Annotated in this window: 19 protein-coding genes; 7 read left to right on the forward strand and 12 right to left on the reverse strand. The window is 69.6% G+C overall.

Annotated elements, in window-relative coordinates; all coding sequences use genetic code 11:
• Positions 1 to 30: 30 nt before the first annotated feature.
• Positions 31 to 1,287 carry an aspartate aminotransferase family protein gene (locus F0U47_RS10485; RefSeq protein ID WP_149750310.1) on the reverse strand — a complete coding sequence of 419 codons (1,257 nt, stop codon included), beginning with the start codon at positions 1,285 to 1,287 and terminating at the stop codon, positions 31 to 33.
• A gap of 10 nt (positions 1,288 to 1,297) precedes the next feature.
• Positions 1,298 to 2,170, reverse strand: a complete 873-nt coding sequence (locus F0U47_RS10490; protein ID WP_188111270.1) for a phytanoyl-CoA dioxygenase family protein — start codon at positions 2,168 to 2,170, stop codon at positions 1,298 to 1,300.
• Between the two features lie 102 nt (positions 2,171 to 2,272).
• Between F0U47_RS10490 and F0U47_RS10495 the strand changes: the two genes are divergently transcribed.
• Positions 2,273 to 3,235: an alpha/beta hydrolase gene (locus F0U47_RS10495; RefSeq protein ID WP_149750312.1), complete on the forward strand. Its 963-nt coding sequence runs from the start codon at positions 2,273 to 2,275 to the stop codon at positions 3,233 to 3,235.
• Positions 3,236 to 3,237: 2 nt separating this feature from the next.
• Here the strand turns inward: F0U47_RS10495 and F0U47_RS10500 are convergent, their stop codons facing one another.
• From F0U47_RS10500 to F0U47_RS10535, 9 genes are all read right to left on the reverse strand, one after another.
• Positions 3,238 to 4,743, reverse strand: coding sequence for an aldehyde dehydrogenase family protein (locus F0U47_RS10500; RefSeq protein WP_149750314.1), 1,506 nt, complete (start codon positions 4,741 to 4,743; stop codon positions 3,238 to 3,240).
• On the reverse strand, positions 4,740 to 5,522 hold the full coding sequence (locus F0U47_RS10505) for a gamma-glutamyl-gamma-aminobutyrate hydrolase family protein (RefSeq protein ID WP_149750315.1): 783 nt from the start codon (positions 5,520 to 5,522) through the stop codon (positions 4,740 to 4,742). The genes F0U47_RS10500 and F0U47_RS10505 overlap by 4 nt, the downstream gene beginning before the upstream one ends.
• A 4-nt stretch (positions 5,523 to 5,526) precedes the next feature.
• Complete coding sequence (locus tag F0U47_RS10510) at positions 5,527 to 6,633, reverse strand: zinc-binding dehydrogenase (RefSeq protein ID WP_149750317.1); 1,107 nt, start codon at positions 6,631 to 6,633, stop codon at positions 5,527 to 5,529.
• A complete protein-coding gene (locus F0U47_RS10515; RefSeq protein ID WP_149750588.1) occupies positions 6,630 to 7,994 on the reverse strand; it encodes a glutamine synthetase family protein in 1,365 nt (454 codons plus the stop codon). The genes F0U47_RS10510 and F0U47_RS10515 overlap by 4 nt, the downstream gene beginning before the upstream one ends.
• 1 nt (position 7,995) lies before the next feature.
• On the reverse strand, positions 7,996 to 8,589 hold the full coding sequence (locus F0U47_RS10520; protein ID WP_149750319.1) for a hypothetical protein: 594 nt from the start codon (positions 8,587 to 8,589) through the stop codon (positions 7,996 to 7,998).
• A gap of 115 nt (positions 8,590 to 8,704) precedes the next feature.
• Positions 8,705 to 9,511, reverse strand: coding sequence for a PucR family transcriptional regulator (locus tag F0U47_RS10525; protein ID WP_223162716.1), 807 nt, complete (start codon positions 9,509 to 9,511; stop codon positions 8,705 to 8,707).
• Between the two features lie 46 nt (positions 9,512 to 9,557).
• Positions 9,558 to 9,938, reverse strand: coding sequence for a hypothetical protein (locus tag F0U47_RS21595; protein ID WP_223162717.1), 381 nt, complete (start codon positions 9,936 to 9,938; stop codon positions 9,558 to 9,560).
• 59 nt (positions 9,939 to 9,997) lie between these two features.
• Positions 9,998 to 10,924 (reverse strand): alpha/beta fold hydrolase, encoded by a 927-nt coding sequence (locus F0U47_RS10530; RefSeq protein ID WP_149750320.1) that lies wholly within the window; start codon positions 10,922 to 10,924, stop codon positions 9,998 to 10,000.
• Entirely contained in the window at positions 10,917 to 12,464 is a 1,548-nt protein-coding gene (locus F0U47_RS10535; protein ID WP_149750322.1) for a flavin-containing monooxygenase, read from the reverse strand. Before F0U47_RS10535 ends, F0U47_RS10530 begins: the two co-directional genes overlap by 8 nt.
• A gap of 226 nt (positions 12,465 to 12,690) precedes the next feature.
• Here F0U47_RS10535 and F0U47_RS10540 point away from each other — a divergent pair, with 226 nt between their 5' ends.
• The 5 genes from F0U47_RS10540 to F0U47_RS10560 are packed head-to-tail and all read left to right on the forward strand — an operon-like array spanning position 12,691 to position 18,660.
• Complete coding sequence (locus F0U47_RS10540; protein WP_149750324.1) at positions 12,691 to 13,398, forward strand: transporter; 708 nt, start codon at positions 12,691 to 12,693, stop codon at positions 13,396 to 13,398.
• A complete protein-coding gene (locus tag F0U47_RS10545) occupies positions 13,395 to 14,789 on the forward strand; it encodes a flavin monoamine oxidase family protein (RefSeq protein WP_149750326.1) in 1,395 nt (464 codons plus the stop codon). Before F0U47_RS10540 ends, F0U47_RS10545 begins: the two co-directional genes overlap by 4 nt.
• Positions 14,786 to 16,159, forward strand: a complete 1,374-nt coding sequence (locus tag F0U47_RS10550) for an NAD(P)/FAD-dependent oxidoreductase (protein WP_149750328.1) — start codon at positions 14,786 to 14,788, stop codon at positions 16,157 to 16,159. The genes F0U47_RS10545 and F0U47_RS10550 overlap by 4 nt, the downstream gene beginning before the upstream one ends.
• 20 nt (positions 16,160 to 16,179) lie before the next feature.
• Positions 16,180 to 17,532, forward strand: a complete 1,353-nt coding sequence (locus F0U47_RS10555) for an NAD-dependent succinate-semialdehyde dehydrogenase (protein ID WP_149750330.1) — start codon at positions 16,180 to 16,182, stop codon at positions 17,530 to 17,532.
• Positions 17,533 to 17,544: 12 nt separating this feature from the next.
• On the forward strand, positions 17,545 to 18,660 hold the full coding sequence (locus F0U47_RS10560; protein WP_149750333.1) for a Zn-dependent alcohol dehydrogenase: 1,116 nt from the start codon (positions 17,545 to 17,547) through the stop codon (positions 18,658 to 18,660).
• A gap of 69 nt (positions 18,661 to 18,729) precedes the next feature.
• Here F0U47_RS10560 and F0U47_RS10565 read toward each other — a convergent pair whose 3' ends face one another.
• The gene (locus tag F0U47_RS10565; protein ID WP_149750335.1) at positions 18,730 to 20,187 is read right to left on the reverse strand and encodes a flavin-containing monooxygenase; all 1,458 of its coding nucleotides are present in this window, start codon (positions 20,185 to 20,187) and stop codon (positions 18,730 to 18,732) included.
• A gap of 66 nt (positions 20,188 to 20,253) precedes the next feature.
• On the opposite strand from F0U47_RS10565, the gene F0U47_RS10570 reads away from it, so the two are divergent.
• A complete protein-coding gene (locus F0U47_RS10570; RefSeq protein ID WP_246159553.1) occupies positions 20,254 to 21,879 on the forward strand; it encodes a long-chain fatty acid--CoA ligase in 1,626 nt (541 codons plus the stop codon).
• Positions 21,880 to 22,244: the final 365 nt, after the last annotated feature.

Consider the following 22,244-nt stretch of genomic DNA (forward strand, 5'->3'; position numbering starts at 1 on the left):
TTCTTCTTTCTTCAGGGATGAGGGGTTCGGTCAGAGGTCGCAGAGGACCTTGTCGAGCGCCTCGGCGGTCGCCGCGACGTCGGACGTGGTGTGTGCCGTGGAGAGGAAGACCTTGCCCGACGGCATGAACAGGAAGCCGCGACGCAGCATCCCCTCGAGGATCGCGCCCCAGAGGCCCCCAGTTCCGTGGAGCCCGGTGTCGCCGCCCTCGGGGACGTACTGCAGGAGCGAGCCGACCCGGTTCAGGCTGCCCCGACCCGGCACGGCGCCGAGGACCCCGCCGACCGCTCGTTCGAAGTCCACCGAGATGTTCTCGAGGGACTCGTAGACGGCCGGATCGGCCAGCACGCGCATCGTCGCCTCGACGGCCGCCAGTGCCAGGGGGTTGGCGTTGAAGGTCCCGGCGTGGACCACGCCGGCCGTCACCTGGTCGATCAGCTCCGCCCGGCCGACCACCGCACTCTGGGTGAGCCCGCCGGCCATCGCCTTGCCGAACACGGACAGGTCGGGCATCACCCCGAACTTCTCGGCGGACCCGCCGCGTGCGACCCGGAAGCCGGCGATGACCTCGTCGAAGACGAGCACGGCGCCGTACCGGTTGCACAGCGACCTCAGCGTGGGCAGGAAGTCCGCCGTGGGCGCTTCGACGCCACCGTTGCTCAGGATCGGGTCGACGAGCACCGCCGCGATGTCCCGCTCCGCTGCGTCGGCGAGCAGTCGCTCGGCCATGGCCACGTCGTTGAAACGCGCCACCACGAGGTCGTCGAGCACACTCGGGCTCTGCCCCTTGCTGGCCGCCACCGCGGGCCGGTCGCTGTCGGACTCGGCAAGCCCCGCGTACACGGAGTCGTGCCAGCCGTGATAGCTCCGGGCGAATTTCAGGACCCGTCGCCGGCCCGTCGCGGCCCGGGCCAGGCGCAGCGCGACCTGGACCGCCTCCGTGCCGGTGTTGCTCCACAACAGCCGCTCACCGTGCGGAACGGCATCCAGGACCGCCTCTGCGGCCAGGTACTCGAGCTCGTGGCCGGTGCCGACGACCTGCATCCGGGTCGCGACCTCCCGCACCGCCTCTACGACGCGCGGGTCGCTGTGGCCGAGGACGAGCGGTCCCCACGCCATGACGTAGTCGACGTACCGGTCGCCGTCCAGGTCCCAGACGTGGGCGCCTCGGGCCTCCCGGACGAAGAGCGGGTGCGGAAGCATCGCGGCCCGCAGGCCCGATCCCACTCCGGCGCCGATGCTCTGCCGTGCCCGTTCGTAGGCGACGCGCGAGGTCTCCAGTGCCATCAGGCGTGCCTCACGCGTCCAGGCCGAGGAAGTCCCCGAGGTCCGCGTAGTCCACCTGCCACAGCCCGGGGGAGCCGGTGGGGTACTGGGACCGGAACCCCAGGATCCGCTGAACCCGGGAAGAGAGCGACCTCGCAGTCTCCAGGTCGACCGTGAACGCGAAGGCCTCCTCACCGGTGAGGAAGCCCGGGTTGAGCGCGAACGCGACCGCGCGGCGGTACTCGCTCTCGGTGCGGTTCGCGCCACCGCCGTGCACGGTCTTCCCGCTGAAGAACAGAGCGTCACCGGCCTTCATCTCCGCCGGGATGGTGTCCTCCGGAGTGCCGCGGTCCTCGAAGTCGTCCCAGTGGTTGCTGCCGGGGATGACGCGCGTCGCGCCGTTCTCCTCGGTGAAGTCGGTGAAGGCAATGAGGAAGTTGAGGATCACCTCGGGGCCGTCCTTACCCATCCCGATGAACGGCCACCAGTTCTCCAGGTCGCGGTGGAGCATCTGGGCGTCGTTGCCGGGACCGATCTCGATCACCTGGGCGGTGGTCATCCAGTAGGTGCCCGACTCCTCGAGGAAGGTCGCGTCACAGAGGTCGTGGAGCAGGTCGTGGTCGATGATCTCGTTGCGGAAGGTCGGGCTCAGCTCCACCAGCCTGGTGAGGCGCTTCGTATTGCTTCCGTGGAAGGCGGCGATCTCCTCGTCCTCGTGGGTCGACCCGGGGCGGAGCGCCTCCATGGCCGGCGCGACGTCGGCGTTGAAGCGATCGATCTGGTCCTGGGTGAGGAAGTTCTTGAGGATCACGCCACCGTCGCGGGCGACGATGGCGAGGATCTCTTCCACAGAAGTGTCCCGCGGGACGGACTCCAGCGACTTGACGGCCGGCGACAGGGTCATGGAAAGCTCCTCACGATCAAGACTTGTTCAAACGACTGTATCAGTTGATCATGTGAGGTGGAACACCTTCCCTCTCGCCGTCGGAACTACTGAGGAGTCGTCATGTCCGAGCCGAGCTGGTCCTCGCTCCTGGACGAGGAAGCCACGCAGGCAGCTGCGTTGTTGGCCGCGGTCCTGCCGCGCCCGCTGCACACCCTCGGGCTGGACGGGGTGCGGGCCTTCGCCGCCCCGCAGACTCCGCCGCGCACCACGCCGATGGCGGAGGTGCGCGAGCACCGGGCGGGCAGCACGGGGGTGCGAGTCCGGGAGTATCGGCCGCGGGTGGGCACCAGCTCTCCCGCCGTCCTGTACCTGCATGGTGGAGGGTTCACGGTGGGGAGCCTCGACGGAGTCGACGAGCTCTGCCGTCGCATCGCCGCCGGAGCGGACTGCGCTGTCTTCTCGGTGGAGTACCGGCTCGCCCCGGAACACCCCTACCCGGCCGCACTGGACGACGTCCGCGCGGCGTACGCGTGGCTCGTCGACGGTGCGATCTCCCTCGACGTCGACCCGGATCGGGTGGCCGTGGCCGGCGACTCGGCCGGGGCGGGGCTCGCGACGTCCCTGTGCCTGGACCTCCGCGAGCGGGGGCACGCACAACCCGTCCTGCAGCTCCTCGTCTACCCCGCCGTCGACGACTCGTTCGCCCGCCGCTCGTGGACCGACTTCGCCGACGCCCCGCTGCTGGGCGCCGACGACGCACGGTGGTTCTGGCGTCAGTACGTCGGAGAGGCCGCCGTCGCGCCGGACGAGCTCGCCGCACCGATGCGCGCCACGAGCCTCGCCGGCCTGGCGCCGGCACACGTCATCACCGCCGAGGTCGACCCGCTGCGGGACGACGCCGAGGCCTACGCCGACCGGCTGGCGGCGGAGGGTGTCGCGGTCACCCGGAAGCGGTACGCCGGTGTGTTCCACTGCTTCTTCACCGAGGTCGAGACCTACGCCACGGCACGGAGGGCCGTCAGCGAGGCCTGCGCCCGGCTTCGAGCGGCCTTCGGCTCAGAGGACCCCGACGCGGCCGGGTGAGGTCAGGCCAGCTCGATCCACGTGGTCTTCAGCGCGGTGTACTTCTCCAGGCCGTGCACGCTGCGGTCGGCCCCGTGGCCCGAGAGCTTCTGCCCGCCGAACGGCACCGACGTGTCGCCCTCCTCGTAGCAGTTGACCCAGACGAGGCCGGCCTGGAGCTGGCGGGAGAGGCGGTGTGCCCGGCTGAGGTCGCCGGTCCAGATCGCGGAGCCGAGGCCGAAGTCGGAGTTGTTGGCGACGGCGATCGCCTCGGCCTCGCTCGAGAACGTGAGGACGGACAGGACCGGGCCGAAGATCTCATGCTGGGCGAGACGGCTGTCCTGGTCGACGTCGACGAAGACCACGGGGTCGACGTAGAGCCCGTCGTCACGCCTGGCGTCCGAGCCGGCGACCAGGGTCGCGCCGTCGGCGATCCCCTGGCGCACCTCGTCGAGGACGTCGTCGCGGTGCGCCGCGTAGGCCAGCGGCCCCATGGTGGTGGCCGGGTCGAGCGGGTCGCCGATCACGTGGGCCTCGAGGTGCTTGACCACCCGGGCGACGAAGTCGTCGCGGATGTCCTCGTGGACCAGCAGCCGTGACCCGGCCGTGCACATCTGCCCGCTGTTGAACGAGATCGCCCACGCCGCCATCTCCGCGGCCTTGTCGAGGTCGGGGGCGTCGGGGAACACGATGTTCGGCGACTTGCCGCCCAGCTCGAGCCACACCGGCTTGGCGTTGGACTCGCCGGCGTACGTCAGCAGCTTCTTGCCGACCTCGGTCGATCCGGTGAAGGTCAACGTGGCCACGTCGTGGTGCCGCGCGAGTGCTGAGCCGACACCGGAGCCGCTGCCCGTGACGACCTGGAGCACGCCCGGCGGCAGTCCTGCCTCGGCCGAGAGCTCGGCGGCACGCAGCAGCGACAGCGGGGTCTGCGTGGCCGGCTTGACCACGATGCTGTTGCCCGCGGCCAGCGCTGCCGGGACCTTGAACATCGAGAGAGTCATCGGGAAGTTCCACGGCGTGATCGCGCCGACCACCCCGAGCGGCTCGCGGGTCACCAGCGCGACGGCGCCGTTCCGGCCGCGGGGCGACTCGTCCATCAGCTTGTCGGCGAGCTCGCCGTACCAGCGGATCGTGTTGATCGCCGTGCGCAGCTCGACGTTCCACGCGACGATGACCGGCTTGCCCATCTCGAGGGCGACCAGGAGTGCCAGCTCGTCCCGGTGCTGGTCCAGGAGGTCCGCCCACCGGATGAGGGCCTCTCCGCGCTCGCGAGGCTCCAGCCGCGACCAGAGCCCCGACTCGAACGCGCGCCGCGCGCCGCGTACGGCGCGGTCGACGTCCTCCGCCCCTGCGCTCGTCACGTCGGCGACGGCCAGGCCGTCGCGCGGACTGATCACGGAGGTCACGCCGCCGTCGGCCTCGTCCCACCGGCCGTCGACCCACATCGCGCTCGGGATCGTGATCCGGTCACGGAGGTCGAGCCACTCCTGGCGCGTGGTCAGCGCACTGACCCTCGGGGCCGTCATGCGGTGACCCCCACTCGCTGCGCGCTGCTGCGCAGGTCGGCCGCTGCCGCCGAGCGGTCGACGAGCCAGTCGAAGACGGGGTCGGGCGCGGTCGCCCACTCGGGATGCCACTGGACGCCGACGACGGGGCGGTCGCCGAGCGCGATGCACTCCACGACGCCGTCGGGGGTCCGCCCGGTCACCACGAGTCCCTTCCCCAGCCGGTCGACCGCCTGGTGGTGCCACGAGTTGACGACACAACGCGGGCCGTAGACCGCGTGCGCCCACGAGCCCTCGACGAACTCGACGACGTGCTCCGGGTCGCCGGCGGACGGGGCGGAGTGCCCGGTGAAATGGGTGATCGACCCGGGCTCGAGGTGCTCGACGAGCGTCCCACCGAGCACGACGTTGAGGAGCTGGTGTCCCCGGCACACCCCCAGCACCGGGATGTCCGCGGCCAGGGCGGCCTCGATCAGTGCCGCTTCGTAGGCGTCACGCTCGGCGTCGTGCACGTCATGGTCCCACCGGGGATCCGCGTCGGGGTCCACCACGGCTGCACCACCCCAGCGCGAGGGGTGCACGTCCTGACCGCCGGTGACGACGAGGCCGTCGAGCCGGTCGACGACCCCGGTCGCGCTCGACACGAAGGGCAGGTCGACCGGCGTCCCTCCGGCCCGAGCGACGCACTCGGCGAAGTCGCTGAAGTAGGTGTCGATCCGCTGGTCGCGGAAGCGGGGCGAGGTGTTCGCAAGCATTCCGCAGGTCAGCTGCCGGCCGGTGATGCCGATGAGGGGTCTCATGGTCCTACCTTCCTCCGATACGGGCTACGACGCGGATCTCCTCGCCCGAGGCGAGAGCCTTGAAGCCCTCGTTGATGGTCGAGAGGTCGAACTCCGCGGTGACCAGGTCGTCGAGCTGGAGCACGCCCATCCGGTTGAGCTCGGCGTACATCGGGATGTCGACCTTGAAGTGGTTGGACCCCATGAACGAGCCCTGGAGGCGCTTCTCCTCCAGGAAGAGCTCGGCGCCCCGGAGGTCGATCCGGTGACCGTCCGGGATCATGCCCATGACGGTCGCCGTACCGCCCGGTCGCAGCATGGCGAACGCCTGACTGACTGTCGTGCCGGAGCCGACCGCTTCGAAGGCGTGGTGGACGCCGCCGTCCGAGAGGCCTCGGACGGCGGCAACGGCGTCACCGTCGCGCGCATCGACGACGTCGGTGGCGCCGAACTGAAGGGCCTGCCGCAGCTTCTCCGGTACGACGTCGATGCCGATCACCTGCGAAGCGCCGGCCAGGCGGGCCGCCTGGAGTGCCGCGAAGCCGACGCCGCCGAGCCCGACGACGGCGACGCGTTGACCGGGACGGACGCGGGCTTTGTGCAGCACCGCGCCCATCCCGGTGGTCACGGCGCAGCCGAGCACGCTGGCGGTGGCCGGCCGCAGGTCGGCAGGGACGACGACCAGCCCGTTCTGGTGGACCAGGGTCATCTCGGCGAAGCCGCCGATGCCGGCCGTAGGTCGCACGGCCTGGCCGCGGGTGTTGGTGAGCCGCGGTCGCGGGCGCTCCTGCTGGAGCCGGGCGCGGTTGGCGCAGAGGGTCTGGCGACCGTCCAGGCAGTACGCGCAGGTGCCGCAGAACATCGAAAGGCAGGTGACCACGCGGTCGCCGGGCTCGAACCCGACGACCGCTTCGCCGACCTCGACGACCTCGCCGACGACCTCGTGCCCGAGCACGATCGGCACCATCGTCTCGAAGGTGCCGTCGATCTCGTGGAGGTCAGAGTGGCAGAGACCGGCGTACTCCACCCGGACCAGGACCTCGTCCGGTCCGGGGTCGTCGATCACCAGCTCCTCGACCTCGAGCTCCCCCGGCGCCCGGTTGAGGACCGCGGCCGCGACGCGCCGGCTCATACCAGCTCGAAGTAGCGAGCGGACTCCCAAGCGGTGAGCCCGGCGTCGAGGTCGCCACCACCCATCGTGTGGAAGGCGATCCACTCCCACCGGCGCGTCCCCAGCCAGTAGGTCACGAACTCCTCTCCGAGCACCTCCGGGAGGATCTTGTCGGCCTCGAGCGCAGCGGCGGCCTGGGAGATCGTCGCCGGGACCTGCTCGACGCTGCCCTCCGGCAGGCCCCACGCCATCCCGGCGAAGGGGGCGGGCGGCTCGACCCGGTTGATCACGCCGTACAGGCCGGCGCCCGCGACCGCGGCCGCGACGAGGTAGACGTTGGCGTCCGAGCCCGGCAGCCGGTACTCGATCCGGGAGTACGCCGGGTGGCCGGTGACGGCGCGCACGGCGGTCGACTTGTTGTGGTGTCCCCAGGTGATGGTCGTCGGCGGACCCTCCAGCGGGACGAGCCGGCGGTAGGAGGTGATGAACGGCAGGGCCAGGGACGTCGTCCCGGCCATCGCCGCCATGACTCCGCCGATGAAGTGCCGCATGACCTCTGAGGCGCCCTCGGGGCTGTAGAAGGCGTTGCCCTCGGTGTCGGCGAGCGAGACGTTGAGGTGGGAGGCCTGCCCCCACGCGTCCGACCACTTCGCCATGAACGTCACCGAGTGGCCCAACTCGTAGGCGACCTCACGCATCACCTGGCGCGTGCGCGCCCAGCGGTCCGCGACGTCGACGATGTCGCCGACCGGCACGTTGACCTCGACCTGGCCGACGGCGGCCTCGTCGTTCCACGCCTCCCAGGCGATGCCGACCGAGCGCAGCCGCTCCTCGACCGCCTCGAGGTACTCACGCCAGTCGGCGGACTTGCCCAGGACGTACGCCGAGCCCGCGGTCCCTCCGAGCGGGGTGAGGCCCTGGTAGCCCTTGGCGCGGGCCTCCTGGACGGGCTCCTCGAAGATGGTGGCCTCGATCTCGACCGCGGCCGTGACGCCGTACCCCAGCTCCGCCGCCTGCGCCGTCACCTTGCGCAGCAGGTTCCGCGGACACACTCCGACCGGGTCGCCTTCCGACGTCCAGAAGTCGCCGATCGCCGCGGCCACGCCCGGCCGCCACACGCACAGGGTGCCGAGGTCGGGACGAAGGAAGATGTCCTCGAGCTCGCCGCGCCAGGACGGGAAGGCGACCCCGAGGATCGGGAAGTTGCCCAGGTCGTTGCCGAACACGACGTCGGCGAAGGCGACACCCTGGTCGAGCGCCCCGAGGAACTTGTCGCACGACAGCGTCTTGCCGATGAAGGTCCCGTCCAGGTTCGTGGCCTGGACCTGGACCGAGGTGATGCCGTTGTCGGCGAGCCACTGCCTGACATCCGCTGCCTGCATCTCAACCACCGAACCGCACCTTCCAGTGAGCACCGCACATCGCTGACAGATGGGCGCCGGAACCGACGACCGAGACCACCCCGAAGCCCACGGCGTAGAGGAAGTGGTCGATCTGCCCGCTGAGGACCGCGGCGAGCGCAGGCCCGTAGCCGTGGACCTCGTAGACGTCGTCGCCCTCGCCGAAGACGAGCTCGGCCTCCTCCTCGAGGCAGACCAGGACCAGGCGGCCGGGGAACCCGGGCGTGCCCTGGCTGACCTCCCAGAAGTGGGCGCCCGCCACACGCCAGTCCGGCAGCGGCGGCGACAGCAGCTTGGCTGCGGCCCGCGCCACCGGGTCGGCGGTCTCGCCGACGGTGTACTCGGGGTCGAACGCGAGGTCCACCGGCTCCGCGCCGAACGCGAGCCCATGGCTGACGAGCACGCCCGACCCGTCGAAGGTCAACGTGGCCGACTGGGCGTCCGTCACGGACTTCAGCGACACCGACCCGTTCGTCTGCGCGACCAGGTCGCGCAGCTCGGGGACCCGGACGCTGGCACGAAGCGTCCGTGCGAGCGAGAGCACGAGCGGCGTCGGATCCGCCTCGGTCGCAATCATGTCCGCCGAACCATCCACAGCAACCCACCTAGTGATCAAACGACTGGATCGTTTGATCGAGTATGGCCCGGGTCACTTCCGCTGTCAATCGGGTCTTTCGAGGCTGGCCGGCCTCCTAGCGCGGTGGGATCACCGCGATGTCGGGCGCGACCTCGAGCACCAGCAGTGCCGCGGCCACGTGCGTTGGGTTGTCCTCCACCTTCACCACGGAGAGCTCGTTGGCGCGCGAGACCCGGCGCTCGACGGTGTTCCGGTGGGCGTAGAGCGTGGCTGCGGCCCGCGTGGTGTTGAACCCGCACTGCACGTACGTGAGGAGCGTCTGTCGCAGCTCTTCGTCCGCCTCTGCCAACGAACCGAGAGTCCTGGTGACGAACCGTCGCGCACTGGCGCGGTCCTTCGTGAGGGTGTCGATGAGCTCGACGTCGGCGTACGCCGTGAAACGCCGGTCGGATCCGAGCCGGATGACCATCGCCTGGGCCGCGAGGGCGTCGTGGTGGCTCGACCTGAACCCCTCGAGACCCTGTCCGGGCCTGCCGAGGGCCGTCTGAACATGGTCAGCCGTCGACGCGATCTTCTCCACGTGGTGCAGGTCCGGCGCGGTGGCGCCGGACAGCCAGATCCAGCGCGAGTTGGTGCTTGCACGTGCCACGAGGGAGTTCCTCCCCGAGATCGGAGAGCGCACAGCCGCCACCAGTCGGTCGAGTGCATCACCGTGCTGAGGGTCATCGGTCCACAGGACGAGTGCCTGGTGGTAGCGGGCCAGCCTGTAGTTCAGGCGTCCCTCCGCGAAGTCCTGGGGGACGGGCGCTCCACCTGCGATCGATTGGATCATCGCGATCGCGTCGGCATCGGCATCGCTGAGGGGGTCGCCGAGGATGGCCTCGTGCAGTGCCGCGAACCAGTCGAGGGCGTACTGCGCCATGGACTGCGGAATGATGGCGAGAACCTCGGCGAGGAGGACCGGGTCATCACACTGCGAGGCATTCCTCGAGCCATCGGCGCCAGGCGACAGCGAGCCCCGCCCGCCACCCGCCGACGAAGTCCGGTGCGATCCCACGGGACGCCAGGTCGCGGAAGTAGCCGGACGACCGGGAGCCGAAGTAGGGGTCCACCCGGCGACCGGGCTGCTGGATGTTCGACGTGAGCCACTGGACGAGGTCGGAGTGGTTGACCTGGCGGTCCTCATTCGCCAGTGACGGATCCGAGAGCAGTGCAGGGTCCTTCTGGGCCGTGAGCGCGGGCGCGGTGACCGCGTCGGTCAGGCTGTCCGCTTCGGCCATGAGCCGCTGGCACACCGACCGGATCACTTCTGCGGCATCAGCGGTGGGCGAGGGCCACAGTTCCTCCATGAGCGGCAGTCTGCCTGATCAGGAGAGGACGGCGAGGAGGACGGAGCGAACCCCTGTCCTCAGGAGATCTCGACCTGGCTCCCGCCCGCGTTCACACGGTCCGCGTGCCCCGAGATGTAGCGGGTGATCGGTTCGACCAGGTCCTCGGGGATGTGATGTCCCATCCCGGTGATCACGACGTGCTGCGCCGAGCGGATCGCGTTCGCGGTGGCGACGCCGCCGCTCGGGGCCACCATGAGGTCCCGGTCACCGTGGATGACGAGGGTGGGGGCCGTGATCGCGCGCAGCTGGGCGGTGCGGTCGCCGGAGCGCTGGATCGCCTCGATCTGGCGCGCCTGGCCCGCGGCCGGGTCGCCCGCGCTGCGATCCCAGGCGCGGGCAGCGATGGCGGCCTCCTCCGCGTCGTCGATGGGGTAGGCCGCCCCCGCGATGTGCCGGGTGATCCGCAGGTGGGCGCGCACTGCGTCCGTGCGGGTCTTGGCCTCGGGGGTGAGCACGAGGATCCCGATCGTCGACTTCGCGGGCTGGCCGACCTGGGAGGAGCCCGTGGTCGAGTAGATGGAGGTCAGCGAGAGGACCCGCCGGGGCGCACGGGCCGCGATCGTCTGGGCGATCATGCCGCCCATCGAACGGCCGACCAGGTGCACCCGGTCGAGCCCCAGCCCGTCGAGGACACCGATGCAGTCCTCGGCCATGTCGGCCAGGGAATAGGCGCCCGTCCGCGGCTTGGCGAGGAGCTGGCGCCAGATGGCCGGCGGCGGGGTCGCCACGAACGTGGACTGGCCGACATCGCGGTTGTCCATCGTGATCACCCGGTAGCCCCGGTTGACCAGCGCCCCGACGAAGGACTCACCCCAGAAGGTCTGGTCCTCGCCCAGGCCGGCCACCAGCAGGATCGCCGGGTCGGACTTCGAGCCGTGGTCGCGATAGCAGATCCGCATCCCCGACGCGAGCTGCGCAAACTGGTCCACCGCGGCCTCAGACATCGGCCGTGCTCCGCTCCCGGGACGCCCGCTGGCTGCCACTGAACTTCAGGTGCTGGTCGAAGACAGGCCCGCGTAGCGCCTTCGCGTCCTCCTGGTAGGACATCGCCATCCGCCACGGCGCCGACACTCCCTGCTTCGGCAGGTGCTTCGCGCCGCGCTTGGCGTAGCCGGACTGGAGGTCCATGACGGGACGGCACTCCATGCCGGCCTCCGCGACTGGGACAGCGCGGTCGTAGCCGTTGGCGTCCATGTGCTTGATCAGGTCGATGAAGTAGCGGCACATGAGGCTGACCTTCAGCGTCCACGACGAGGTGGTGTAGCCGATGGCCATCGCCCAGTTGGGGATGCCGCTCAGCAGCATCCCGCGGTAGGCGTACGACTCGGTGATGTCGACCGGCTTGCCGTCGACCACGATCGGCATCCCGCTGAAGAGCTGCATGTTCAGGCCGGTCGCGGTCACGATGATGTCCGCCTCCAGCTCCTGGCCCGACTCCAGGAGGATCCCGCGCTCCGTGAACCGCACGATCTTGTCGGTGGCGACGTCGGCATCGCCGCGCTTGATGGCGTCGAAGAAGTCACCGTCGGGCGCCAGGCAGAGGCGCTGGTCCCACGGGTTGTACGGCGGGTTGAAGTGCTTGTCGACGTCGAAGCCCTCGGGCAGCCGCTTGAGGTTCTCCCGCCGGATGAAGCGCCGCCCCGCCTTGGGGAAGGCCCGCAGCCACTTGACGACCGCTCGCTCGAGCCAGATGTTCTTGAAGCGGGTGACGGCGTAGCCGCGCTTCTCACCGAGCAGCTTGGTGAGCGTGAGCGCGAGCCCGTCGACGCGCGGCATCGACATGATGTACGTCGGCGTCCGCTGCAGCATCGTCACGTGCGACGCGGCACCCTCACCGGCGAGCATCGCCGGCACCATGGTGACCGCGGTGGCCCCACTGCCGATGATGACGACCTTCTTGCCCGAGTAGTCGAGGTCCTCGGGCCAGTGCTGCGGGTGCACCACGACGCCGCCGAAGTCCTCGCGTCCGGCGAACTCCGGCGAGTAGCCCTCGTCGTAGCGGTAGTAGCCCGTCGCCGCGAACACCCAGTTCGTGCGCACCGTCTTCGTCGTCGCCTTGCCCTCGGCGTCGGTGACCTCCACGGTCAGCGTCCACCGGGAGTCCTCGGTCGACCACTCGGCCTGGACCACCCGGTGACGGAACCTGATCAGGCCCGAGAGGCCGTTCTCCTCGACCGTCTCCTGGAGGTAGTCCTTGATCAGGTGCGCGTCCGCGATCGCGTTCTCATGCAGCCACGGCTTGAACTCGTAGCCGAAGGTGTGCAGGTCGGAGTCGGACCGGATGCCGGGGTAGCGGAACAGGTCCCAGGTGCCCCCGATGCTGTCGCGGCCCTCGAGGACCAGGAGGGAGCGACCGGGCAGCTCCTTCGTGAAGTAGGAGGCAGCGCCGATCCCGGAGATCCCCGCGCCGATGATGACGACGTCGACCTCTTCGACTGCCTTGTCGACCGGCTCGTCGACTGCCTTCGACACCTTGGTTGCCATGTCCGCCACTCCCCGCTGCTCCCTACGTCCGATACCACCCACTGTCACGACGGAGGACCGCCGGTCACAACGGCAGCGCGCACCCGCTTTTCCTGTCGGAGGTGCACCGTGCACCCACTTCGGCCAGGGGCGAGACGGGGCGGATCGGAGCCATTGACATCGGGAGTGGCGCAGCACACGATCGTGTGATCAAGTCGCATGAACAAATCGCGAAAGGCGCCCGGCGATGAAGGAATTACTGTTCCTGCTCTCAGACCTCTGGCTGATGGCCACCTGCTGGTACTTCGGAATCAAGATGTTCCGGACGTACCGCAACCACCTGCTGACCCTGGAGTGGCTGGTCGTCGCCGTGTCGTCGACGAACTTCCTGCTCTGGGCGCTGCTCGGCGGTGATGAGAGCAGCCCGATGTACAACCTCGCCTACGCCCTCGACGCGTTCTCGCGGTCGTTCGGCATCACGCTCATCCTCGTGATCGGCCTGCTCCGGGTCACCCACGGCTACAAGCCGCCGGTCTGGGTCGAGGTCGGCGCCACCGCCCTGGCCGTCGCCGGCGCCGTGCTGTTCGGCCCCATCCACAGCGACACCCTCAACCACGACGACGGCCAGGCCGTGGCACTCGCGACGTTCTACGTCGTGGCGAACCTGCTCACCGCTGTCTTCCTCATGTACTTCGCCTGGCGCCTGGCGAAGATCGGTGCCACCAGGCTCGCCGTGCTGACTGCTGCCGTGACCGCGCTGGCGTCGTACGTCGCGATCACCTACGACTTCTTCCCGTTCTCCTTCGACGACGACGCCCGCACGATCTTCTACACGCTGGCACTCACCACGTGGGGCGCGCAGTCGGTCATCTACTTCTACGGCTACCGCGCGCTGCATGACCACAACGTCGCGACCGGCACCGAGTCGAACCGGGCAGTGGGTGTTGCGCGATGACTGCACTCAACGAGGCAACGCACAACGTGGACGTCGTGGTCGTCGGCGCCGGCTTCGCCGGGCTGAGCGCCGCGCACGATCTCGTCGACAAGGGCTACTCGGTGGTCGTCCTCGAGGGCCGCGACCGCGTGGGTGGGCGCGTGTTCACCGGCGAGGTCGCCGGGGTCAAGGTCGACCTCGGCGGCACCTGGGTGTCGCACCGCCACACCGCTATCCGCGAGGTCGCCGAGCAGGTCGGGGGCACCACCGTCCCGCAGTTCACCGAGGGCCGCAGCACGTTGTGGCTCGCTGGCAAGCGGAGCACGTACAAGGGCACCATTCCCAAGCTCTCGCCGGCGGCCCTGGTGAACATGGGCCGCATCCAGCTCGCCCTGGACAAGATGGCGAAGACGATCGATGTCGACGCCCCGTGGAACTCCCCTCGCGCCCAGGAGCTCGATGCGATCTCCCTGGAGGAGTGGCTCGATCGGAAGCGGGCCCGGTGGACCACGCGCGCGATGATGACCATCATCACCAAGGTGGAGTGGGGGTGCCAGCCCAGCGACGTCTCGCTGTTGCACGTGCTGCGCACCATCCGTGCCTTCGGCGGCTTCGACTTCATGCTCGACGCGGAAGGCGGGATGCAGGAGTCGCGGTACGTCGAGACCACGCAGGCTATCGCCGTCCGGTACGCCGCCCTGCTCGGCGACCGGGTGCACACCAACGCCCCCGTCCGCCGCATCACCGAGGACGGCGACGGCGTCACGGTCGAGACCGACTCACTGCAGGTCAACGCCAGGTACGCGATCGTCACGACGGCCACCGAGCACCGCGGCGGCATCGAGTTCGAGCCTGCCCTGTCCGAGCCGGCTCAGGGACTCACCAACTCGTGGCGCCTCGGCGCCCTGAGCAAGGCCTTCGTCGCCTATGACAAGCCTTTCTGGCGAGCCGACGGGCTGTCGGGCGAGGCCGTGACCGACACCGGGACAGTGTTCATCACCTTCGATGTGTCGCCGAGCCCCGACGGTCCCGGCATCCTGATGGCGTTCTGCGACCCGCGCGTGTTCGACACCCACGCTTCGGAGGTCCGCAAGGCCCAGGTCGTCAAACAGCTCATCGATCTCTTCGGCCCGCAAGCCGCCCGCCCGATCGACTACATCGACCACTGCTGGGGCACCGACTCGTTCGCGCCCGGCGGGCCGAACCCAGCCGTCGCCCCTTACGCGTCGGTGCGCTACGGGAGCGTCATGACCGAGCCCCATGGCCGGGTCCACTGGGCCGGCACGGAGACCGCCGGCGAGTGGACGGGCAGCATGAACGGTGCCGTCCTCTCCGGTCGCCGCGTCTCCAGCGAGGTCGCCCGGCTCCTCCTGGTAACCGACACCCACGATCGGAAGAAGGCTCTCGCATGAAGCAGGACATGACGAAGATCAAGCTGCACACCTTCAGCGGCTGGATCGACCCGCCGACCGACCTGCAGCCCGCGGTCAGCGGCGAGGTCACGTGCGACATCGCGGTGATCGGCGGCGGCGTGGGCGGCATGGGGACGGCCCTGCGCCTCGCTGAGCGCGGCCAGGACGTGGCCGTGATCGAGGCGGAGTTCTGCGGCTACGGCTCCAGCTCGCGCAACGGCGGCCACATCTCCGGAGCCCCTGGTGGCGACCTGCGGATGCTGAAGCTCTTCTACCCCAAGCAGATGAAGGGCATGGTCCTGCTGGCTGACCACGCCGCGGAGTACCTCGAAGGCAAGATCCGCGACCTCGAGATCGACTGTGACTACGTCCCCAACGGGCTGTCCTTCGGGGCCATCTCGCCGATCCAGATGATGCGCGTGAAGTCCTGCGCCAAGATCCTGAAGGACGCCGGGGGGCGCGGCCAGGTGGGGACGGCGGAGGAGCTCGGCATCCCGCGTGCGTTCGTCGGGGGCATGCGCGAGGGCGTCGGCGGAATGCTGAATCCGGGCCAGCTCTGCCGCGGCCTGCGGGGAGCCTTGCTCGCCAGTTCGGCGAGGGTCTACGAGCAGAGCAAGGTGACCGACGTTCGTCGGGAAGGCGACAAGGTCGTCATCACGACGCCGGGCGGCACGGTGATCGCAAACAAGGTCGTGCTCTCCACCAACGCCTACGCCGGCGAGTGGGACATCACTCCCAAGCGTCTGTCGATCCCGGCGTGGATCATCGAGGTGGAGACCGAGCCGATCGCACCCGAGCGGATCGCGGCCCTCGGCTGGACCAGCCGCACCGGCGTGCTCAGCCAACACCAGATCATGGAGCACTTCCGCGTCACGGAGCGGAACACCATGGTCTTCGGCGTGCGCCGACTCGAGCGTGGCACCAGCTACCCGCTGCCCAAGGACAAGGCGCCGGACCCCGGCCTGGTCCAGGAGCTCGCGGACGCGTTCCACACCCGCTTCCCGTCGCTGGCCGACGTCAAGGTGGCCCAGGCGTGGGGCGGATGGATCGCGATCACGTCGTCCTGGATCTCCCTCGCCGGCAAGCTCGCGGACAACGTCTGGTACTCGTGCTGCTGCAACGGCCATGGCCTCGCCCAGGCGCCGTACATCGGGTCCCTGATCGCCGACAACATCGTCGACGGCACCATGCACGAGGACCTCGAGTGCATCTGGCTCGACAAGCCGAAGTTCCCGCCGTTCCTGATGATGGGCAAGGCCGGACTCCGCACGATCTGGGCCCTGGACCGCATGGGCGACAAGTTCAACGGTCACAAGCGTCGCGCCCGTCGCGCCGCCGCCGCAGCAGCAGCCGCCGTATCCGTCTCGTGAGCAGGACAGGAGCCAACGACATGACGACCAACCTCTACACCGTGGTCGACCCGGCGACCGGCGAGGTCGCCGCGGAGTACCCCACCGCGACCGACGAGGCCATCGACGCAGCACTCGACTCGGTCGCCCGGGCCTACCGCGAGTGGTCCCGCAACACCACCGTCGCGGAGCGGGCCGCGCTCCTGCACAAGGTCGCCGACCTGCACAACGAGCGGGTCGACGAGCTCGCGGCGATCATCAACCGCGAGATGGGCAAGCCGGTCGACCAGGCCGCCGGCGAGGTCGAGTTCTGCGCCGCGATCTATGCGTACTACGCCGACAACGCCGAGAGGTTCCTCGCCGACGAGCCGATCGAGCTGCTCGACGGCGAGGGTCACGCCCTGGTCCGCCGCCAGGCGATCGGCGCGCTCCTGGGCGTCATGCCGTGGAACTACCCCTACTACCAGGTGGCGCGTTTCGCGGCCCCGAACCTCGTGCTGGGCAACACGATCGCCCTCAAGCACGCTCCGCAGTGCCCGGAGTCGGCCGCTGCCCTGGCGCAGGTTTTCTCCGACGCCGGCTTCCCCGAGGGCGCCTACGCCAACGTCTACGCCAGCAACGAGCAGGTCGCCGACATGATCGCCGACCCGCGCGTGCAGGCGGTCTCGTTCACCGGCTCCGAGCGCGCGGGAGCGGTGATCGCCGAGATCGCGGGCCGGAACCTGAAGAAGGTCGTCCTCGAGCTCGGTGGGTCGGACCCGTTCGTCGTGCTGTCGACGGACGATCTCGACGCGACGATCGAGGCCGCCCTCGACGCACGGCTCGAGAACACCGGCCAGGCCTGCAACGCCGGCAAGCGGTTCATCGTCGCCGACGACCTCTACGAGCCGTTCCTCGAGGGCTTCACGAAGGGCGTCCTCGCCCGCGCCGAGGGCCTCGCCCCGCTGTCGTCGGTGGCGGCTGCCGAGCGTCTCGAGGCGCAGGTCCAGCGCGCGGTCGCCGACGGAGCGACGCTGGCGACCGAGGGCCGCCGCGAGGGCGCCTACTTCCCGCCCGGTGTCCTCTCCGGCCTGTCGCCGAAATCTCCGTCGGCCCGCGAGGAGCTCTTCGGCCCGGTGGCGACGGTCTACCGGGCATCGTCGGAGGACGAGGCCGTCGCACTGGCGAACGACACCTCCTTCGGGCTGGGCTCGTACGTCTTCACGACCGACTCCGAGCAGGCGATGCGCGTCGCGGACAAGATCGAGGCAGGCATGGTCTTCGTCAACGGCGTCGGCCTCGACGGCGTCGAGCTGCCCTTCGGCGGCATCAAGCGCTCCGGCTTCGGCCGTGAGCTCGGGCGATACGGGATCGACGAGTTCGCCAACAAGAAGCTGATCCGCGTCACCAAGTGAAGGACAACTGACATGACCATCGAATTCAAGGCCGCCGTCTTCCGGGCCCCCAACGAGCCGATGACCATCGAGACCGTCTCGATCCCGTCGACTCCCCCACCGGGTGACGTGCTCGTCCGCATGAGGGCAAGCGGGCTCTGCCACAGCGACCTGCACGTGATCGTCGGCGAGTGGGAGGTGCCCACCCCGATGATCCTCGGCCACGAGGGTGCTGGTGTCGTCGAGGCGATCGGCGAGGGCGTCACCGGCGTCTCCGTGGGCGACCACGTCATCCTGACCTGGACGCCCCCGTGTCGCCGGTGCCGCTACTGCGTGAGCGGTCGACCCGTCCTCTGCGACAAGGTCGCCGAGCACTCCGCCAACCACCTGTCGTTCGACGGGAAGACCCGCATCAGCACCCTGGACGGCGAGGAGGTCTACAGCTTCGCCGGTGCCGGCACCTTCGGGGAGTACGCGATGGTGCCCGAGTCGGGCGCCGTCCCGGTCCGTCAGGACGCGCCGTTCGAACAGGCCTCCCTGGTCGGCTGCGCCGTCACCACCGGTGTCGGAGCGGCGATCAACACCGCGAACGTCCGTCCGGACGAGACCGTGCTGGTGCTCGGCTGCGGCGGCGTGGGCCTCAACGCGATCCAGGGCGCCCGCCTGGTCGGCGCGCGTCGGATCATCGCCGTCGACATCGCCGACGCGCGGCTCGAGCAGGCTCGTCACTTCGGTGCCACCGAGGTCGTCAACACGTCCACGGAGGACCTCTCCGAGCGCGTCGCGCAGCTCACGGACGGGCGCGGGGTCGAGGTCGCCATCGAGGCGATCGGCCTGCCGAAGACCATCGAGGCCGCCTACGCCTCCCTTGCCCGCGGCGGCCGTGCCGTCGTCGCCGGCCAGGTGGCCGACGGCCTGACGATCACGATCGACCCGTTCGTGATGTCGGACTCCGAGCTCAAGCTCATCGGCTCGAACTACGGCTCGAGCCGGCCAGCGATCGACTTCCCGCAGCTGGTCGACCACTACATGGACGACCGCATCGACCTCGACTCGCTGGTGACCCGGGTGATCAGCCTGGACGAGATCAACGACGGGTACGAGGAGATGAAGCAGGGGGTCGGCATCCGGTCGGTCATCAAGTACTGAGACCGACAGGCGCACCACGACGAAGGACGCCCGGACCCGCTCACGCGGGCCCGGGCGTCCTTCGTTCGTTCACCGGAACTGCAGGGTGCCGTCGTCGAGGTCGCTCAGCAGCGCCTTGGTCTGCTCGTGGACCTGCGGGTTGATCCATGGAGCGTGGTCGCCCTGCGCAGGCATCTCGGCCATGTGGCGCACGAGGTAGCCCGAGGTCACGTCGGTCAGCCACGGGCGGCGCTCCATCGACGCCTCCTCGTCCGAGAGGGCCGGCACGACCTGCGTCGTGCCGACCTCGTCCATCCGGCGCAGCAGGGCGCTCCAGAACCTGTTGACGAGCTCCAGGCGCAGCGTCCAGGAGGAGTTGAGGTAGCCGAACGCGGTGACGAGGTTCGGCACACCGCTGAACGCCACTCCCTTGTAGGTGAAGCAGTGCGCGAGGTCGATCCGCTCGCCGTCGACGTGCACGTCGATCTTCCCGAAGGTGACCAGCTTGAGGCCGGTCGCGGCGACGACCACGTCGGCCTCGATCTCCTCGCCGGACTCCATCCGCAGGCCGTGGGCCGTGAAGGTGGCGATGTGCCCGGTGACCACCTCGGCCCGGCCGTCGGCGATGGCGTGAAAGAGGTCGCCGTTCGGCACCAGGCACAGGCGCTGGTCCCACGGCTGGTAGCTCGGCGTGAAGTGGCGCTCACGGACCTCCCGGCCGACGATCTCCTCGATCGCGTCGAACAGCGGCTTCTTGAAGTCCTCGGGGTGCGTGCGCGCGGCGTGGTAGCGCTCCTGCTGGTTGCGGAGGTTCCTCTCCCGGACCAGCTCGAAGGCCGCCCGGTCGCCGAGCTCGTGGCGCAGCCGCTCGGCCTCCTCGTCGACGTCGGAGTCGATGGCGACGTACGACGGGGACCGCTGCACCATGAAGACCTTCTCGGCGGTCTCGGCCAGCGCGGGCACCAGCGTGATGGCGGTCGCGCCGGACCCGATCACCGCCACGCGACGACCGGCGCAGTCGAGGTCCGCAGGCCACTCCTGCGGGTGGACCAGGAGCCCCTCGAAGCTCTCGACGCCCGGGAAGTCCGGCAGGTGCCCGTCGTTGTCGTAGTAGCCGGCGGCCAGGTAGAGGAAGGAGCAGTCGTAGGTCTCGACCCCGTCCGGGCCGTCGACGTGCACCGTCCAGGTGCTCGACTCGCTGGACCACTCGACGCGGCGCACCCGCCGCCCCAGCCGCAGGTGGGGCTGGAGGTCGTGGTCCGCGACGGTCTCGCGGAGGTAGTCGAGGATCGCCTCCCCCGAGGCGATGGCCTTCTCCTGCGTCCACGGCTTGAACGCGTAGCCCAGCGTGAACATGTCGCTGTCGGACCGGATGCCGGGGTAGCGGAACAGGTCCCAGGTGCCGCCGAGGTCGTCGCGCTGGTCGAGCATCACGAAGGTGCGCTCGGGGTGCTCTCGCCGCAGCTCGACCGCGGCCGCGATCCCCGACAGTCCGGCTCCCACGATCACGATGTCGTGGTGATCTATACAGTCATGCGACTTGATCATATGATCACGGTACGGCTGGAGCCCGCCGACCGTCAATGAGAAGGAAGCACCGCGATGTTGAGCACGATGCAAGACGAGCCACTCTCGCTGAGCCGCCTGCTGCAGCACGCAGCGCAGATGCACGCGCCCTCGACCGTCACCACCTGGACCGGCTCCGGGACCCGGACCCGCACGTACGCCGAGCTCGGCGAGCGGGCCGCCCAGGTCGCCGGCGCGCTCCGGGACCTCGGGGTCGGTCCGTTCGACCGGGTCGCCACGTTCATGTGGAACAACAACGAGCACTTGGAGATCTACAGCGCGGTGCCGGCGATGGGTGCCGTGCTCCACGCCCTCAACATCCGCCTGTTCCCCGAGCAGGTGACGTTCATCGCCAACCACGCCGAGGACCGCGTGCTCTTCGTGGACGGGTCCCTCGTCCCGGTCCTGGCGCCGCTGCTCCCCGGGATGCGCACGGTCCGCCACGTGGTCGTCGTGAGCGGCGACACCGACGCGCTCGCGGTACCTCCCGGCGTCGAGGTGCACGCCTACGAGGAGCTGCTCGCGGCGCAGCCGACCTCGTTCGACTTCCCGGTGATCGACGAGCGCTCCGCGGCCGCGATGTGCTACACCTCCGGCACCACCGGCGACCCCAAGGGAGTGGTGTACTCCCACCGCTCGCTCTTCCTGCACGCCATGCACGTGACGACGCCTGCAGCGATGAGCCTGTCCCCCCGAGACACCTGCCTGGCCATCGTGCCGATGTTCCACGTCAACGCCTGGAGCCTGCCGTTCGCCGCGCTCGTGTCGGGCGCATCCCTCCTGATGCCGGACCAGTTCCTGCAGCCCGAGCCCCTGCTGGAGCTCATGGCGGCCGGGCGGCCCACCTGCGCCGCGGCCGTCCCGACGATCTGGGCCGGGCTCCTCGCTCGCCTCGAGGAGCACCCGCAGGACATCAGCCACCTGCGCGAGGCAGTCGTCGGTGGCTCCGCCGTGCCTCCGGCGATGATGCGGGCGTTCGAGGAGAAGCACGGCGTCAAGATCCTGCACGGCTGGGGCATGACCGAGACCTCGGCGCTCGGCTCGGTGGCGCACCCTCCGGCCTGGGCGTCGGGCGAGGACGCCTGGCGCTACCGCGTGACGCAGGGGCAGTTCCCGCCCCTGGTGCAGCACCGACTGGTGGATGACGCTGGCCAGGTCGTACCCCACGATGGCGAGGCTCTCGGCGAGGTCCAGGTGCGCGGCCCGTGGATCACCGGCTCGTACTACTCCCCGACCGGCGGGCCGGCTGACCTCGACCACTTCGACGACGGTTGGTTGCGCACCGGCGACATCGGCAAGATCACGCCCGACGGCTACCTCACCATCGTCGACCGCGCCAAGGACGTCATCAAGTCCGGCGGCGAGTGGATCTCCTCGGTCGAGGTGGAGAACGACGTCATGGCCCACCCCGACGTCGCCGAGGCCGCTGTCTTCGGAGTCCCCGACGACAAGTGGGACGAACGCCCGTGCGTCGCCGTCGTCCTCCGCGACGGCGCGCAAGGCGACATCGAGGCTCTGCGCGCCCACCTCGCGCTCCGTTGGGCCAAGTGGCAGCTACCCGAGCGCTGGACCTTCGTCACCGAGGTCCCCAAGACAAGCGTGGGCAAGTTCGACAAGAAGACCCTGCGTCAGCAGTACGCGGCCGGCGAGCTCGATATCAGCTACGCCCGCTGAGGGGCACCGCCAACTCAGCCCGCAGAGAACCACCACGACATCGCCGGTGGCCGACTTCACGTCGACACAGGCGACCGTCGACGCTCGACTCGATTGAACACGTGGAAGAAGCGGTAGATGGTCATGCCCAGCGCTCGGCGAGAAGGACACCCGCCGCATCAGGCTCGACCTCCACCGGTCCCAACGGATCCGAAAGTGCAGCCGACGGGAGGAACGCGATCCTTGGAACTGAAGCGATGCTGGCTCCGATTCAATCAATCAGAGCAGCCAGGGGTGACCGTTCGGGAATGTACCTGCCATCCCGCGTATCACGAGCTGGGCGCTCTTGACCCGCGGTGTAGAGCCCACGATGGCAACACGAAGGC

It is taken from the genome of Nocardioides antri (genome assembly GCF_008373765.1).
Taxonomy (GTDB): Bacteria; Actinomycetota; Actinomycetes; order Propionibacteriales; family Nocardioidaceae; genus Nocardioides; species Nocardioides antri.

What these genes read in the sequence shown, in the direction of transcription:
- F0U47_RS10485 (WP_149750310.1), bottom strand. Translation starts at nt 1,287, where the DNA reads ATGGCACTGGAGACCTCGCGCGTCGCCTACGAACGGGCACGGCAGAGC.
- F0U47_RS10490 (WP_188111270.1), bottom strand. Translation starts at nt 2,170, where the DNA reads ATGACCCTGTCGCCGGCCGTCAAGTCGCTGGAGTCCGTCCCGCGGGAC.
- F0U47_RS10495 (WP_149750312.1), top strand. Translation starts at nt 2,273, where the DNA reads ATGTCCGAGCCGAGCTGGTCCTCGCTCCTGGACGAGGAAGCCACGCAG.
- F0U47_RS10500 (WP_149750314.1), bottom strand. Translation starts at nt 4,743, where the DNA reads ATGACGGCCCCGAGGGTCAGTGCGCTGACCACGCGCCAGGAGTGGCTC.
- F0U47_RS10505 (WP_149750315.1), bottom strand. Translation starts at nt 5,522, where the DNA reads ATGAGACCCCTCATCGGCATCACCGGCCGGCAGCTGACCTGCGGAATG.
- F0U47_RS10510 (WP_149750317.1), bottom strand. Translation starts at nt 6,633, where the DNA reads ATGAGCCGGCGCGTCGCGGCCGCGGTCCTCAACCGGGCGCCGGGGGAG.
- F0U47_RS10515 (WP_149750588.1), bottom strand. Translation starts at nt 7,994, where the DNA reads ATGCAGGCAGCGGATGTCAGGCAGTGGCTCGCCGACAACGGCATCACC.
- F0U47_RS10520 (WP_149750319.1), bottom strand. Translation starts at nt 8,589, where the DNA reads ATGATTGCGACCGAGGCGGATCCGACGCCGCTCGTGCTCTCGCTCGCA.
- F0U47_RS10525 (WP_223162716.1), bottom strand. Translation starts at nt 9,511, where the DNA reads ATGGCGCAGTACGCCCTCGACTGGTTCGCGGCACTGCACGAGGCCATC.
- F0U47_RS21595 (WP_223162717.1), bottom strand. Translation starts at nt 9,938, where the DNA reads ATGGAGGAACTGTGGCCCTCGCCCACCGCTGATGCCGCAGAAGTGATC.
- F0U47_RS10530 (WP_149750320.1), bottom strand. Translation starts at nt 10,924, where the DNA reads ATGTCTGAGGCCGCGGTGGACCAGTTTGCGCAGCTCGCGTCGGGGATG.
- F0U47_RS10535 (WP_149750322.1), bottom strand. Translation starts at nt 12,464, where the DNA reads ATGGCAACCAAGGTGTCGAAGGCAGTCGACGAGCCGGTCGACAAGGCA.
- F0U47_RS10540 (WP_149750324.1), top strand. Translation starts at nt 12,691, where the DNA reads ATGAAGGAATTACTGTTCCTGCTCTCAGACCTCTGGCTGATGGCCACC.
- F0U47_RS10545 (WP_149750326.1), top strand. Translation starts at nt 13,395, where the DNA reads ATGACTGCACTCAACGAGGCAACGCACAACGTGGACGTCGTGGTCGTC.
- F0U47_RS10550 (WP_149750328.1), top strand. Translation starts at nt 14,786, where the DNA reads ATGAAGCAGGACATGACGAAGATCAAGCTGCACACCTTCAGCGGCTGG.
- F0U47_RS10555 (WP_149750330.1), top strand. Translation starts at nt 16,180, where the DNA reads ATGACGACCAACCTCTACACCGTGGTCGACCCGGCGACCGGCGAGGTC.
- F0U47_RS10560 (WP_149750333.1), top strand. Translation starts at nt 17,545, where the DNA reads ATGACCATCGAATTCAAGGCCGCCGTCTTCCGGGCCCCCAACGAGCCG.
- F0U47_RS10565 (WP_149750335.1), bottom strand. Translation starts at nt 20,187, where the DNA reads ATGATCAAGTCGCATGACTGTATAGATCACCACGACATCGTGATCGTG.
- F0U47_RS10570 (WP_246159553.1), top strand. Translation starts at nt 20,254, where the DNA reads ATGCAAGACGAGCCACTCTCGCTGAGCCGCCTGCTGCAGCACGCAGCG.